This is a genomic window from Phytopseudomonas argentinensis, assembly GCF_900113905.1.
Taxonomy (GTDB): domain Bacteria; phylum Pseudomonadota; class Gammaproteobacteria; order Pseudomonadales; family Pseudomonadaceae; genus Aquipseudomonas; species Aquipseudomonas argentinensis.
The window spans coordinates 144,219-158,430 of record NZ_FORC01000004.1 but is presented as its reverse complement, the minus strand read 5'-3'; the positions used below and the strand labels follow the sequence as shown (position 1 = coordinate 158,430).

10 protein-coding genes and 3 tRNA genes are annotated in these 14,212 nt (G+C 61.2%); 3 read left to right on the top strand and 10 right to left on the bottom strand.

Features of this window, described 5'->3' with window-relative positions; all coding sequences use genetic code 11:
- Window positions 1-119: 119 nt before the first annotated feature.
- The 7 genes from lon to BM154_RS18390 form a co-directional block, all read right to left on the bottom strand.
- Window positions 120-2,516 (bottom strand): endopeptidase La, encoded by a 2,397-nt coding sequence (gene lon, locus BM154_RS18420; protein ID WP_074887524.1) that lies wholly within the window; start codon window positions 2,514-2,516, stop codon window positions 120-122.
- A 150-nt stretch (window positions 2,517-2,666) separates the two neighbouring features.
- A complete protein-coding gene (gene clpX / locus BM154_RS18415; RefSeq protein ID WP_074887519.1) occupies window positions 2,667-3,947 on the bottom strand; it encodes an ATP-dependent Clp protease ATP-binding subunit ClpX in 1,281 nt (426 codons plus the stop codon).
- A 108-nt stretch (window positions 3,948-4,055) separates the two neighbouring features.
- The gene (gene clpP / locus BM154_RS18410) at window positions 4,056-4,697 is read right to left on the bottom strand and encodes an ATP-dependent Clp endopeptidase proteolytic subunit ClpP (protein WP_070887516.1); all 642 of its coding nucleotides are present in this window, start codon (window positions 4,695-4,697) and stop codon (window positions 4,056-4,058) included.
- Window positions 4,698-4,791: 94 nt separating this feature from the next.
- A complete protein-coding gene (tig, locus tag BM154_RS18405) occupies window positions 4,792-6,102 on the bottom strand; it encodes a trigger factor (RefSeq protein WP_074887517.1) in 1,311 nt (436 codons plus the stop codon).
- Between the two features lie 127 nt (window positions 6,103-6,229).
- Window positions 6,230-6,314 (bottom strand) — tRNA-Leu (locus BM154_RS18400).
- 61 nt (window positions 6,315-6,375) lie between these two features.
- Window positions 6,376-6,451 (bottom strand) — tRNA-His (locus tag BM154_RS18395).
- 39 nt (window positions 6,452-6,490) lie between these two features.
- Window positions 6,491-6,567, bottom strand: a tRNA-Arg gene (locus tag BM154_RS18390).
- Window positions 6,568-6,835: 268 nt separating this feature from the next.
- On the opposite strand from BM154_RS18390, the gene folD reads away from it, so the two are divergent.
- Window positions 6,836-7,690, top strand: coding sequence for a bifunctional methylenetetrahydrofolate dehydrogenase/methenyltetrahydrofolate cyclohydrolase FolD (gene folD, locus BM154_RS18385; RefSeq protein WP_074887513.1), 855 nt, complete (start codon window positions 6,836-6,838; stop codon window positions 7,688-7,690).
- Between the two features lie 46 nt (window positions 7,691-7,736).
- Here the strand turns inward: folD and BM154_RS18380 are convergent, their stop codons facing one another.
- The 3 genes from BM154_RS18380 to BM154_RS18370 all read right to left on the bottom strand — a co-directional run bounded on the left by BM154_RS18380 (window position 7,737) and on the right by BM154_RS18370 (window position 12,800).
- Window positions 7,737-9,671 carry a UvrD-helicase domain-containing protein gene (locus BM154_RS18380; RefSeq protein WP_074887509.1) on the bottom strand — a complete coding sequence of 645 codons (1,935 nt, stop codon included), beginning with the start codon at window positions 9,669-9,671 and terminating at the stop codon, window positions 7,737-7,739.
- Window positions 9,672-9,750: 79 nt separating this feature from the next.
- Window positions 9,751-11,136: a cysteine--tRNA ligase gene (gene cysS / locus BM154_RS18375; RefSeq protein WP_074887506.1), complete on the bottom strand. Its 1,386-nt coding sequence runs from the start codon at window positions 11,134-11,136 to the stop codon at window positions 9,751-9,753.
- The gene (locus BM154_RS18370; RefSeq protein ID WP_074887503.1) at window positions 11,136-12,800 is read right to left on the bottom strand and encodes a glutamine--tRNA ligase/YqeY domain fusion protein; all 1,665 of its coding nucleotides are present in this window, start codon (window positions 12,798-12,800) and stop codon (window positions 11,136-11,138) included. Before BM154_RS18370 ends, cysS begins: the two co-directional genes overlap by 1 nt.
- A 182-nt stretch (window positions 12,801-12,982) precedes the next feature.
- Between BM154_RS18370 and BM154_RS18365 the strand changes: the two genes are divergently transcribed.
- Both BM154_RS18365 and lpxH read left to right on the top strand, forming a co-directional pair.
- The gene (locus tag BM154_RS18365; protein WP_074887500.1) at window positions 12,983-13,477 is read left to right on the top strand and encodes a peptidylprolyl isomerase; all 495 of its coding nucleotides are present in this window, start codon (window positions 12,983-12,985) and stop codon (window positions 13,475-13,477) included.
- On the top strand, window positions 13,474-14,196 hold the full coding sequence (gene lpxH / locus BM154_RS18360) for a UDP-2,3-diacylglucosamine diphosphatase (RefSeq protein ID WP_074887497.1): 723 nt from the start codon (window positions 13,474-13,476) through the stop codon (window positions 14,194-14,196). Before BM154_RS18365 ends, lpxH begins: the two co-directional genes overlap by 4 nt.
- Window positions 14,197-14,212: the final 16 nt, after the last annotated feature.

Genomic DNA, 14,212 nt, shown 5'->3' with positions numbered 1-14,212 from the left:
TTCGGTTTAGGTTGTTTCTTGATTTTAATGGAAGCGAATCGGGTGCTGGATGGCCTGCCGACACGGTAAGAGCCGCTTTATATCAAGGGCTCCAAAAAAGTGTCAAGGAAGGCATCCGGCTAATGCGTGCTGATTCGCTCCTTGGAATCAGACTCGCGTTTTTCATCCTTTGCAACCAACTCCGGAGCCGCGTCTGGCAAGGGCTCCGGGGCGTATTGCAGCGCAATTTGCAGGACCTCGTCAATCCATTTAACCGGTTTAATCTGCAGGTCCTGCTTGATGTTCTCGGGAATCTCCTTGAGATCGCGAACATTCTCCTGGGGAATGATCACCGTTTTGATTCCACCGCGGTGCGCCGCCAGCAGTTTTTCCTTGAGCCCACCGATCGCCAGCACCTGACCACGCAGGGTGATTTCCCCGGTCATCGCCACGTCGGCGCGTACCGGAATTTGCGTCAATGCCGACACCAGTGCAGTGCACATACCCACACCGGCACTCGGGCCATCCTTGGGTGTTGCACCTTCCGGCATGTGGATGTGGATATCGCGTTTTTCGTAGAAGTCCGGCGCCACGCCCAGGCTCTGGGCACGGCTGCGGACCACGGTTTGCGCGGCTGTGATCGATTCGACCATGACATCGCCGAGCGAGCCGGTCTTGATCAGGTTGCCCTTGCCGGGCACCACGGCCGCCTCGATGGTCAGCAGTTCACCGCCCACCTGGGTCCAGGCCAAACCGGTCACCTGGCCGATCTGATCCTGCTGTTCGGCCAGGCCATAGCGGTGCTTGCGAACGCCCAGGAAGTCCTCGAGAGACTCGGCCGTAACCAGCACATGGAAGCGTTTTTCCTTGGCATGCTTCTTCACCGCACGCCGGCAGACCTTGGCGATTTGCCGCTCGAGGCTGCGCACACCTGCCTCGCGGGTGTAGTAACGAATGATGTCGCGGATCGCCGCTTCCTCGAATTCCAGCTCGGTTTTCTTCAAACCGTTGGCCTGAATCTGCTTGGGCGCTAGGTACTTGGTGGCGATATTGACCTTTTCGTCCTCGGTGTAACCTGGCAGGCGAATCACTTCCATGCGGTCCAGCAGGGCTGCCGGAATGTTCATGGAGTTGGCGGTGCACAGGAACATCACATCGGACAGGTCGTAATCGACCTCCAGGTAGTGATCGTTGAAATTGTGGTTCTGCTCCGGATCGAGCACTTCCAGCAGCGCCGACGCCGGGTCGCCGCGCATGTCCTGGCCCATCTTGTCGATTTCATCGAGCAGGAACAGCGGGTTGCGCACGCCGACCTTGGTCATCTTCTGGATCAGACGCCCCGGCATGGAGCCGATGTAGGTGCGGCGATGGCCGCGGATTTCCGCTTCGTCACGCACACCGCCGAGCGCCATGCGCACGAACTTGCGGTTGGTGGCACTGGCGATCGACTCGGCCAGCGAGGTCTTGCCCACGCCAGGCGGTCCCACCAGGCACAGCACAGGGCCCTTGAGCTTCTTCACGCGCTTCTGCACGGCGAGATACTCGAGAATGCGCTCCTTGACCTCTTCGAGGCCGTAATGGTCGGCATCGAGGATGCTTTCGGCGCGGGTGAGGTCCAGGCGCACCTTGCTCTGCGCCTTCCACGGCACATTCACCAGCCAGTCGATATAGGAGCGCACCACGGTGGCCTCGGCAGACATCGGCGACATCTGCTTGAGCTTGTTCAGCTCGGCCTGGGCCTTGCCGTAGGCTTCCTTGGTCAGCCCGGCATTCTCGATGCGGCGTTTGAGTTCATCGAGCTCGTTGTGGCCTTCCTCGCTATCGCCGAGTTCTTTCTGAATCGCCTTCATCTGCTCATTCAGGTAGTACTCGCGCTGGCTGCGCTCCATCTGCTTCTTGACGCGGCCACGAATACGCTTCTCGACCTGCAGCAGGTCGATTTCCGCGTCCAGCAGGGCCAGTACGTGCTCGACCCGGGTCGGCAGGTCGACGATCTCGAGAATCTCCTGCTTCTGCTCGATCTTCAGCACCATGTGCGCAGCCATGGTATCGACCAGGCGGCTGGGCTCATCGATGCTGTTGAGCGACGACAGCACCTCGGCGGGCACCTTCTTGCCCAGCTGCACGTACTGTTCGAACTGGCTCAGCAGGCTGCGGGTGAACACCTCGCTTTCACGCTCCGGCGCCTCGACCTCGTCGAGCAGCTGTACCTCGGCGCTGCTGTAGCCATCGGCCTCGATGAACTGCTCGATTTCGCCACGCTGCTCGCCCTCGACCAGCACCTTGACGGTGCCATCGGGCAACTTGAGCAACTGCAATACGGTTGCCACGGTACCGACTCGGTAGAGCCCTTCTTCACTCGGTTCATCGTCCGCGGGATCTTTCTGGGCGAGTAGCAGAATCTGCTTTTCGCCATTCATCGCCGCTTCGAGCGCTTCGATGGATTTCTCACGGCCTACGAAAAGCGGGATGACCATGTGCGGATAGACCACGACATCGCGCAAAGGCAGGAGAGGCAATTCGATGGTTGTCTTCATGATTTTGAGCTCTACGGCGGCCTTGCGGCCGTAAACGGTGGGAGTACCCTTGACCCTAAGATGGGGGTAGCCCCACGAAAAAACAAGCGTTGCCTTAGGTAAAAGCAAAGGGGCCCGCAGGCCCCTTGCTTACAACATATGACAAACGCGTTACGCGTCTGGTGCTGCCTTGGCAGGCGGCTCGCTGTTTTCGTAGATCAACAGCGGCTTGGAGCTGCCATCGATAACGCTTTCATCGATGACCACCTTGCTGACATCCGACTGCGACGGGATGTCGTACATGGTATCGAGCAGCACACCTTCGAGAATCGAGCGCAGGCCACGGGCACCGGTCTTGCGCTCCAGCGCCTTGAGTGCGACAGCCTTGAGCGCGTCAGGACGGAACTCGAGGTCGACCCCTTCCATCTCGAACAGCTTGCCATACTGCTTGGTCAGCGCGTTCTTCGGCTCGGTCAGGATCTGCACCAGCGCCGCTTCATCGAGCTCTTCCAGGGTAGCGATGACCGGCAAGCGGCCAACGAACTCGGGAATCAGGCCGAACTTGACCAGATCGTCCGGCTCGATTTCACGCAACGACTCGCCGATCTTCTTCTCGACATCCTTGGTACGCACTTCGGCATTGAAGCCGATGCCGCCCTTGGTCGAACGCCCCTGGATCACCTTCTCGATACCCGCGAAGGCACCGCCGCAGATGAACAGGATGTTGCGCGTATCGACCTGCAGGAATTCCTGCTGGGGATGCTTGCGACCGCCTTGCGGCGGCACCGAGGCAACGGTGCCTTCGATCAGCTTCAGCAAGGCCTGCTGCACGCCCTCGCCCGATACGTCACGGGTGATCGACGGGTTGTCGGACTTGCGGGAAATCTTGTCGATCTCGTCGATGTAGACGATACCCATCTGGGCCTTCTCGACATCGTAGTCGCACTTCTGCAGCAGCTTCTGGATGATGTTCTCGACGTCTTCACCCACGTAGCCAGCCTCGGTAAGGGTGGTCGCATCGGCGATGGTGAAGGGAACATTGAGCAGGCGCGCCAAGGTCTCGGCCAGCAAGGTCTTGCCCGAGCCGGTCGGGCCGAGCAGCAGGATGTTGCTCTTGCCGAGCTCGACGTCATCCTTCTTCTCGCGCTGGTTGAGGCGCTTGTAGTGGTTGTACACCGCGACCGCCAGGATCTTCTTGGCGCGCTCCTGACCGATCACGTACTGATCGAGGATCGCGCTGATCTCCTTGGGAGCCGGCAGCTTGTGCGCACTGCTTTCGGCCTGGGCTTCCTGCACCTCCTCGCGGATGATGTCGTTGCACAGGTCGACGCACTCGTCGCAGATAAATACCGAGGGGCCAGCAATCAATTTGCGCACTTCATGCTGGCTTTTGCCGCAGAAGGAGCAATAGAGCAGCTTGCCGTTGTCCTCGCCGTTGCGGGTGTCAGTCATTCGATCAATCCAATACCGTAGGCTTAAAACACAAGATGGAGCCAAACCGGGGCATTTTCAAGCCCGATGTGCCACAGGCCGACCATTGTCGGCCTGTGGCGTCACGCTTCAGCCGATTTGCTCGCGACGGCTGTGTACCTTGTCGATCAGGCCGTAGTTGACCGCTTCCTCACCGCTCATGAAGCGGTCACGATCGGTGTCACGGGCGATCACTTCGATCGGCTGACCGGTGTGGTTGGCCAGCACCTGGTTCAGACGCTCGCGAATGAAGAGGATTTCCTTGGCGTGGATTTCGATGTCCGACGCCTGGCCCTGGAAACCACCCAGCGGCTGGTGAATCATCATCCGCGAATGCGGCAGGCAGTAACGCTTGCCTGCAGCGCCGCCAGCCAACAGCAACGCACCCATGCTGCACGCCTGACCGATACAGGTGGTCGAGACGTCGGGCTTGATGAACTGCATGGTGTCATAGATCGACATGCCAGCCGTCACCGAACCGCCTGGCGAGTTGATGTACAGGTGGATGTCCTTGTCCGGGTTCTCGGCCTCAAGGAACAGCAACTGCGCGGCTACCAGATTGGCCATGTAGTCTTCGACCGGGCCGATCAGGAAGATCACGCGCTCTTTGAGCAGACGCGAATAGATGTCGTAGGCGCGTTCGCCACGAGCGGACTGCTCGACGACCATGGGAACCAGACCACCAGCGGCCTGGATATCGGACATTTGCTGCATGAAAGGATTGTGCGACATTTCCAGCACTCGCTCCCTAATAAAAGTCATGTCTCGAATACGCATAAGCCAGCACTGAGGCTGGCTTATGGTGTGCTCGAACGAGGCGAAGAAATCAGGCGGCTTGTGGAGCTTCTGCCGGCTTGACTGCTTCTTCGTAAGAGACCGATTTGTCAGTCACGTTGGCCTTCTGCAAAACAGTATCTACAACTTGCTCTTCCAGTACAACCGAACGTACTTCGTTCAGTTGCTGGTCGTTCTTGTAGTACCAGGCCACGACCTGCTCCGGCTCCTGGTAGGCCGAGGCCATTTCCTGGATCAGCTCACGGACGCGGGCGTCGTCAGGCTTGAGGTCGAACTGCTTGACCACTTCGGCAACGATCAGGCCGAGGGACACGCGGCGCTTGGCTTGTTCTTCGAACAGCTCGGCCGGCAGTTGATCCGGCTTGATGTTGCCGCCGAACTGCTGAACGGCCTGCACGCGCAGGTTGTTCACTTCATTGGCGATCAGCGCCTTGGGCACTTCGACCGGGTTGGCAGCCAGCAGGCCTTCCATCACCTGGTTTTTGATCTTGGACTTGATGGCCTGACGCAGCTCGCGCTCCATGTTCTTGCGAACCTCGGCGCGGAAGCCTTCCAGACCACCTTCCTTGATACCGAACAGGGCGAAGAATTCGTCGTTCAGCTCAGGCAGTTGCGGCGCGGAGACGCTGTTGACCTTGACGGTGAACTCAGCGGTCTTGCCGGCCAGATCGAGGTTCTGGTAATCCTCGGGGAAGGTCGGATTGATCACCCGCTCTTCACCAGCCTTGGCACCGATCAGGGCATCTTCGAAGCCCGGGATCATGCGGCCGGAGCCCAGTACCAGCTGAGTGCCGGTGGCGGAACCGCCAGCGAAAGCCTCACCGTCGATCTTGCCGACGAAATCGATGTTCAGCTGGTCGTCTTTTTCGGCAGCGCGCTCGACGGCTTCGAAACGGGTATTCTGCTTGCGCAGGATTTCCAGCATGTTGTCGACGTCGGAGTCGGCCACTTCAGCCTGCTGACGCTCGATGGCGATAGCTTCGAGGCCGCTGACCTTGATTTCCGGGAACACCTCGAAGGTCGCAACGAACTCCAGGTCCTTGCCCTTCTCCAGCACTTTCGGCTCGACCGAAGGCTGACCAGCAGGTGCGAGTTTCTGTTCGGCAACGGCCTCATAGAAGGAAGACTGGATGACGTCGCCTACGGCTTCCTGGCGTGCATCGGCTTCGAAACGCTGACGGATCACGCTCATCGGCACTTTGCCAGGACGGAAGCCAGGGATCTTGGCTTTCTGGGCAGTCTGCTGCAGACGCTTGTTGACCTGGGTCTCGATACGCTCGGCCGGCACAGTGATGCTCATGCGGCGCTCGAGAGCGGAAGTGCTTTCAACAGAAACTTGCATGGATATTCCTCGTTGCACAGACGTATGCCGGCCGCTTACCGGCCCCATTCAAGGGCATGCATTCTAGAGGGAGGTGTTGCAGAAGTCACCCTAGATGCAGGTGGCAAACGGGAGGGGCGCTAAAAGATGGTGCGGACGGAGAGACTCGAACTCTCACGCCTTGCGGCGCTGGAACCTAAATCCAGTGTGTCTACCAATTCCACCACGTCCGCGTGGTAATACTTTTTACAAACAAAAACGCCAGGCTTTTAAGGGCCTGGCGTTTTCAGAATATGGGGTGGACGAAGGGGATCGAACCCTCGACACCAGGAGCCACAATCCTGTGCTCTACCAACTGAGCTACGCCCACCATATTGCTTTACTGCTTCACTTGTGCCGACTCACCTAGTGGCGCACCCGGCAGGACTCGAACCTGCGACCATCCGCTTAGAAGGCGGATGCTCTATCCAGCTGAGCTACGGGCACTTATCCATCCACCAGAGCAGACTTCAAGCTTTCGGCTAGAGCGGCTACTTTCGTTGCTGCCGTTGCCGCTTTACCCTGTCACTTGCTGTGCTCGCCAAGTGGTGCGCATCTTATAGAGGCGCCCCAGGGGCGTCAACACCCAAATCGAAAAAAATTCAGTTAGATAAAGGAGTTACACCAAATCTGCGTTCTGCCGCCTTTGCCCTTCCTTAATGCCATGCGAGAATGCGCGTCCTTTTTTCTCCCTTTCGATGGTTAACCAAGCGCAATGACCGCACAACTGATAGATGGCAAAGCGATTGCCGCCAATATCCGCCAGCAGATCGCCCAGCGCGTCGCCGAACGACGCGAGCAAGGACTGCGCGCACCCGGCCTGGCAGTGATCCTGGTCGGCAGCGACCCCGCCTCTCAGGTTTATGTCGCGCACAAGCGCAAGGATTGCGAAGAAGTCGGCTTCATCTCCCGTGCCTATGACCTGGGTGCAGAAACCAGCCAGGATGAACTGCGCGAGCTGATCGACTCATTGAATGAAGACGCCAGCATCGACGGCATCCTATTGCAGTTGCCGCTGCCGGCACACCTCGACGCCTCGCTTCTGCTCGAGCGCATTCGCCCGGACAAGGACGTGGACGGTTTCCACCCCTACAACATCGGCCGTCTGGCCCAGCGCATGCCGCTGCTACGCCCCTGCACCCCCAAAGGCATCATGACCCTGCTGGCCAGCACCGGCCAGGATCTCTATGGCATGCACGCCGTGGTGGTGGGCGCCTCGAATATCGTTGGCCGGCCGATGGCGCTGGAGCTGCTGCTCGGCGGCTGCACCGTGACCATCACCCATCGGTTCACCAAGGATCTGGCCGGCCATGTGGCCCAGGCCGATATCGTCGTGGTCGCGGCGGGCAAGCCGGGACTGGTCAAAGGCGAGTGGGTGAAGGAAGGCGCCATCGTCATCGACGTCGGCATCAATCGCCAGGCCGATGGCAAGCTGATCGGCGACGTGGTCTATGAAACCGCCCTGCCCCGCGCCGGCTGGATCACTCCGGTACCCGGCGGCGTCGGTCCGATGACCCGCGCCTGCCTGCTGGAAAACACCCTGCACGCCGCGGAACACCTGCACGCCTGACGGCTTTGCAGCTACGAAAACGGCGCCATCGGGCGCCGTTTTCATTTCAGCTCAGCACGCGTGTGGCGCCCTGGGGCTTGCGCACGAACCACAGCACTCGGCTGACGCCGCGGGTCACCGCTACATAACCGAGGCGCAAACTCTCGTCCGCCATCGCCTGGTCGTAGCTGTTGGCGAAGAAACCACAGTGTGCGTACAGCGCATTACGCAAGGGATGCGGCGTGGTCGGCAGGCAGTCGTCGACGATGATCGCCACCTCGGCCTGCAGCCCCTTGGCGCGGTGGATGGTATAGGCCTTGACCGGCAGTTTGCGGTCGAGCCCGGCCTGGATGTCCTTCAAGGTGTCGTTGCGCCGCCCCAGCAACAGCACGGCGGTGCGCTCCCTGGAGTCGATCGCAGCGGCGTATTCACATTGCGCGGCAATCTCCCTGTGCAACGCACTCAGATCGCGAGCCGGATCGAACGGCGTTACCAGTTTCACACCATGGCTGCCCGGCGGCGCACTGCGGATCGCGGCCGTCGCCTTGTCCTGCTTGAAGGCCACGTCTGCGAGTATCGATTCGGCAGCGCGGATCACCGGCTCGATGGAGCGATAGTTGGCTTGCAGCTTCAGTACCGCGCTCTTGCCCTTGCCTTTGCTCGGAAAGTGCCGGTCGAAGGCCATGAACAGCTCCGGCGAACTGCCCCGCCAGCCATAGATCGACTGCCAGTCGTCGCCGATGGCCATCAGGCTGACCGGCGTGCCGGCGCCCGCCAGGCGCCGGTGCAGAGCCTGCAGCCATTGCACGATCTGCGGCGAGACATCCTGGAACTCATCGATCAACAGATGGGAAAAGCCCGCCAGCCTGCCTGCCTCCAGGCGTTCATCACCATCGTCGAGCCGCTGCGTCAGTTGCTGGAACGCGCTATTGAAGGTCAGCAAGCCCTGCTGGTTGAGCTGCTGGACAAAGGCTCTCCAGAACGCCTGCAACGCCAGCAGGAAGGCTCGCTCGGCTGGCGAGCAGGCCAGTGCTGCCACTGGCAGCTGCTCGATACGAATGCCGATGCTTTCGATAAAACCCGCCTGCCCGTAAAACACCTCGAACAAGGGGGCGGCGTGCAGCTCACCCGGCAACCTGAACGGCTGCATCGGCGCCTTGGGCAGCGCCTTTTGCGGATCGGGTGGCTGGGAGCCGAGCAGTTCGTGAACCCAGCCGCGAAAGGCCGGCTCATCGGTGTAGCAGGCCTGATAGGCGTCCTTGAGCAGACGCGTTTGCGCAGGCCCCAGACGCCCGCCCGCCAGGGGGTTATCCGGTTCACTCGCCGACGCCTGCTTGTCACCCAACTGCTCGAACCAGCCGGGGCTGCCAAGTACCTCGCGCGCCAGCACGCCCATCGCCGAGTGAAAGGTGCGCACGCACTGGCGGACCGCCTGCGCATCGACGGACGACTGCCAGAACCCGAGCACCTTGAGCAGTCGCTCGCGCAATTCGGCGCAGGAGGCGTTGGTAAAGGAAATCACCGTCAGCCGTTCGGGCTCGACATTCAGGTGGCAGAGCATAAACACCACACGCAGCACCAGGGTCGTCGACTTGCCCGAGCCGGCCCCGGCAAAGATCCGCGTCAGCGGTTGGCGAAAGAGGATCATCGCCCACTGCTCGTCAGAAGGCGCACCGATGATCCCGGCAGCGGCAGCTCGTGCCACCGTCTCGCGCATCGCCTGCTCCTGGGCCGCCGTAACCTTGATCGCCGCTGCCGAGTAGATGCCGGCGCTAGCGCGCCTTACCGGCTTTTTTGCCGCCGGCTCTCCTTTGCCTTTACTGGCATCAGTAGCCTTCGCCCCGCGCTTTGCCGCTGCGGCCTTTTTCTTCGCCAGCGGCTTTTTCGCCACGGCTCGCGCGCGCTCGGCAGCGGCGTGCTTCTCGGCTTCCAGGTAGGCGGCAGTACGCGGAAAGTAGCGAGCCAGGGTGTTGGAGAGCAGCAGTTTGTAGCGGGTCAGCATGGGATTTCCGTGGCGTTTACGGTGTGAGCGTCTGGAAATGAAAAGGCCGCGTCAGCGGCCTTTTGGGTGCATCGGGCGATTACTCGGCAAGGCGCCAGGTGGTACCGCCCTTGCCATCCTCGAGCACCACGCCAAGGGCGGTGATCTGATCGCGGATACGGTCGCTTTCCGCCCAGTTCTTCTCGGCACGAGCCTGCAGGCGCGCGGCGATCAGTGCCTCGACTTCGGCAGCGTCGACCTTACCGGCAGCACCGGCCTGGAGGAAGGCCTCGGGCTCGAGCTGCAACACACCGAGCACGCAGGCCAGCTGCTTGAGCTGCGCGGCCAGACCAGCCGCCGCCTGCAGGTCCGACTCACGCAGGCGATTGACCTCGCGAATCATCTCGAACAGCACGGCGCAGGCTTCCGGCGAGTTGAAGTCGTCGTCCATCGCCGCACTGAAGCGCTCGACGAACGCCTCGCCACAGGCTGGCGAGGCTTCCGGCAGCCCCTTGAGGCCGTTGTAGAAGCGCTCCAGGGCACCCTTGGCTTCGCGCAGGCTCTCTTCCGAGTAGTTGATCGGGCTGCGGTAATGACTGGACACCAGCAGGTAGCGCACCACCTCCGGGTGATACTTCTCCAGCACCTCGCGGATGGTGAAGAAGTTGCCCAGGCTCTTGGACATCTTCTCGCCGTCCACACGTACCGCGCCGGCATGCATCCAGGCGTTGGCGTACTGCTTGCCGGTGGCCGCCTCGCTCTGGGCGATTTCGTTCTCGTGATGCGGGAACACCAGGTCCGGGCCACCGCCGTGGATGTCGAAGGTCTCGCCCAGGCAGCAGGTGGACATCACCGAGCACTCGATGTGCCAGCCCGGGCGGCCTTTGCCCCAGGGTGACTCCCAGCTTGGTTCACCTGGCTTGGCGCCCTTCCACAGCACGAAGTCCAGCGGGTCTTGCTTGATCTCGTCGACCTCGATGCGTGCACCGATCTTCAGGTCTTCGATCTTCTTGCGCGACAGCTTGCCGTAGCCAACGAACTTGCCGACGCGGTAGTACACGTCGCCATTGCCGGGGGCGTAGGCATAGCCCTTGTCGATCAGGGTCTGGATCATCTGGTGCATACCGGCGATATGGCCAGTGGCACGCGGCTCGAGATCCGGGCGCAGCACGCTCAGCCGCGCTTCGTCTTCATGCATCGCGGCGATCATGCGCTCGACCAGCGCCTCGAACGGCTCACCGTTTTCATTGGCGCGCTTGATGATCTTGTCGTCGATGTCGGTGATATTGCGCACGTAGGTCACGTCATAGCCGCGATGACGCAGCCAGCGGGTGACCACGTCGAAGGCCACCATCACCCGGGCATGGCCGATGTGGCAGAAGTCGTACACGGTCATGCCGCACACGTACATGCGCACCTGGTTACCGATCAGCGGCTTGAGCGGTTCCTTGACCTTGCTCAGGGTGTTGTAGATGGAAAGCGCCATTACTGACCCCAGGAGTCACGCAGGGTGACGGTGCGGTTGAACACCAATGCGTCCGGCTTGGAATCCTTGTCGAGGCAGAAGTAGCCTTCGCGCTCGAACTGGAAGCGGTCGTCGGCGCCGGCCTGGGCCAGCGACGGCTCGGCACGGCAGCCGGTGAGCACCACCAGGGATTCGGGGTTGATGTTGTCGAGGAAGCTGCCGCCCTCTTCGGCCTTCTCCGGGTTGGCCGAGCGGAACAGGCGATCGTAAAGGCGCACTTCGCACTCGACGCTCTCCGCCGCCGGCACCCAGTGGATCACGCCCTTGACCTTGCGGCCTTCGGGGTTCTTGCCCAAGGTGTTCTCGTCATAGGAGCAGCGCAGCTCGATGATATTGCCGGCGGCGTCCTTGATGGCCTCGTCGGCGCGGATCACGTAGCTGCCGCGCAGGCGCGCTTCACCACCGGGGATCAGGCGCTTGAAGCCGTCCGGCGGGGTTTCCTCGAAGTCGCTGGCATCGATGTAGATTTCGCGGGAGAACGGCAGCACGCGGGTGCCCATGTCCTGCTTGGGATGGCGCGCCAGCTCCAGGTTCTCGACCTGGCCTTCCGGGTAGTTGGTGATCACCACCTTGAGCGGCTTGAGCACGCACATGGCGCGCGAGGCGTTGGCGTCCAGGTCTTCGCGGATGGCGAATTCCAGCATGCCGATATCCACCAGGCCACCGGCGCGGTTGACGCCGATCATGTCGCAGAAGGTGCGAATCGAGGCCGGGGTGTATCCACGGCGGCGATAGCCCGAGAGCGTAGACATGCGCGGGTCATCCCAGCCGTTGACGTGTTTCTCGTCGACCAGTTGCTTGAGCTTGCGCTTGCTGGTGATGGTGTAGTTCAGGTTCAGCCGGGCGAATTCGTACTGACGCGGCTGCGCCGGCACCGGCAGATTGGCCAGGAACCATTCGTACAGCGGGCGGTGATCTTCGAACTCCAGGGTGCAGATCGAGTGGGTCACGCCTTCGATGGCATCGGACTGGCCATGGGTGAAGTCGTAGCTTGGGTAGATGCACCACTTGTCACCCGTCTGGTGGTGATGGGCATGGCGGATGCGATAGAGGATCGGGTCGCGCAGGTTCATGTTGCGCGAGGCCATATCGATCTTGGCACGCAGCGAGCGGGCGCCGTCCGGGAATTCGCCAGCCTTCATGCGCGCGAACAGGTCGAGGTTCTCTTCCACGCTGCGCTCGCGGTACGGGCTGTCCTTGCCGGGGGTGTTCAGGGTGCCACGGTATTCGCGGGCCTCGTCCGGGGTCAGGTCGTCGACATAGGCCTTGCCGGCCTTGATCAGCTCGATGGCCCAGGCATGCAACTGGTCGAAGTAATTGGAGGCATAACGCTCCTCGCCGGCCCACTCGAAGCCCAGCCAGCGGACGTCGGCCTTGATGGCATCGATGTATTCCTGGTCTTCCTTGGCCGGGTTGGTGTCGTCGAAACGCAGGTTGCACTCGCCACCGAATTCCTGGGCCAGGCCGAAGTTCAGGCAGATCGACTTGGCGTGGCCGATGTGCAGGTAGCCGTTGGGCTCCGGCGGGAAACGGGTGATGATCTTGGCGTGCTTGCCAGCGTCCAGGTCGGCCTGAACGATGGGCAGCAGGAAGTTGGCAGCTTTTTCGACGGTGGGCTTGCTCATGGTGTCCTTAGCGCGTGCGGATTGCGGCACAGGGTAGGCCGACTAAAACAAAGCGCTTATCATAGCCCAAGCTGTCAACCCCCTGACAGGCCTTGGTGCCTGCTCCTGACCTTCGGCCGACATTAATTGTCGGTACCGAACCGGGAGTAGCCCGGGATTTTCTCGACAGAGCGATTAAGCACATGATCAAGCTGCACACCAATCACGGCGTCATCACCCTCAAGCTGTTCGACGACAAGGCGCCGGAAACCGTCGCCAACTTCAAGGAATACGTGAAGAGCGGCCATTACGACGGCACCGTGTTCCACCGCGTGATCGGCAACTTCATGATCCAGGGCGGCGGTTTCGAGCCGGGCATGAAGCAGAAGCCGACCCGCGCGCCGATCAAGAACGAAGCCAACAATGGTCTTTCCAACAAGACTGGCACCGTGGCCATGGCCCGCACCATGGAGCCGCACTCCGCTTCCGCGCAGTTCTTCATCAACGTCGCCGACAACACCTTCCTCGACCACAGCGCGCAGACCGTGCAGGGCTGGGGCTACGCGGTGTTCGGTGAAGTGATCGAAGGCCTGGATGTGGTAGAAGCCATCAAGGGCGTCTCCACCACCATGAAGTCCGGCCACCAGGACGTACCCGCCGAAGACGTGATCATAGAGAAGGCCGAGATCGTCGAGTGATCCTGCTGATCTCCGACCTGCATCTTGAAGAGGAGCGCCCGGACATCACCCGGGCGTTCTTGCATTTTCTCGACACCCGGGCGCGCCACGCCGAGGCGCTGTACATCCTCGGTGATTTCTTCGAAGTATGGATTGGCGACGATGCCATGACGCCCTTTCAGCAGGGCATCGCCCAGGCGCTGCGGCGCCTGGCCGACAGCGGTACGCGCATCTACCTGATGCACGGCAACCGCGACTTCCTGCTCGGCAAGGCGTTCTGCCGCGAGGCGGGCTGCACCCTGCTCGGCGATCCCCATGTACTGCCGCTGAACGGCGAGAAGACTCTGCTGATGCATGGCGACAGCCTGTGCACCCTGGATATCGGCTACCAGAAGATGCGCCGCCTGCTGCGCAACCCGCTGAGCCTGTTCATCCTGCGCAATCTGCCGCTGAGCACCCGCCACAAGCTGGCCCGCAAGCTGCGCTCGGAAAGCCGTTCAAAGACGCGCATGAAGGCCAGCGATATCGTCGACGTCACGCCCGATGAAGTGCAGCGCGTGATGGCACGCCATGGCGTGAAGACGCTGATCCACGGCCATACCCACCGTCCTGCCGTCCATGAGCTGCTGGTCGACGGTAAGATGGTCAGGCGCATCGTGCTGGGCGACTGGGACAAGCAGGGCTGGGCTCTGCAGGTCGATGAAAACGGCTTCAACCAGAGCGCCTTCGCCCTGGATTGAAACGCCAGGTAGCCCC

Coding starts and splice junctions, on each gene's coding strand:
- lon (WP_074887524.1), bottom strand. CDS start 2,516: ATGAAGACAACCATCGAATTGCCTCTCCTGCCTTTGCGCGATGTCGTG.
- clpX (WP_074887519.1), bottom strand. CDS start 3,947: ATGACTGACACCCGCAACGGCGAGGACAACGGCAAGCTGCTCTATTGC.
- clpP (WP_070887516.1), bottom strand. CDS start 4,697: ATGTCGCACAATCCTTTCATGCAGCAAATGTCCGATATCCAGGCCGCT.
- tig (WP_074887517.1), bottom strand. CDS start 6,102: ATGCAAGTTTCTGTTGAAAGCACTTCCGCTCTCGAGCGCCGCATGAGC.
- folD (WP_074887513.1), top strand. CDS start 6,836: ATGACCGCACAACTGATAGATGGCAAAGCGATTGCCGCCAATATCCGC.
- BM154_RS18380 (WP_074887509.1), bottom strand. CDS start 9,671: ATGCTGACCCGCTACAAACTGCTGCTCTCCAACACCCTGGCTCGCTAC.
- cysS (WP_074887506.1), bottom strand. CDS start 11,136: ATGGCGCTTTCCATCTACAACACCCTGAGCAAGGTCAAGGAACCGCTC.
- BM154_RS18370 (WP_074887503.1), bottom strand. CDS start 12,800: ATGAGCAAGCCCACCGTCGAAAAAGCTGCCAACTTCCTGCTGCCCATC.
- BM154_RS18365 (WP_074887500.1), top strand. CDS start 12,983: ATGATCAAGCTGCACACCAATCACGGCGTCATCACCCTCAAGCTGTTC.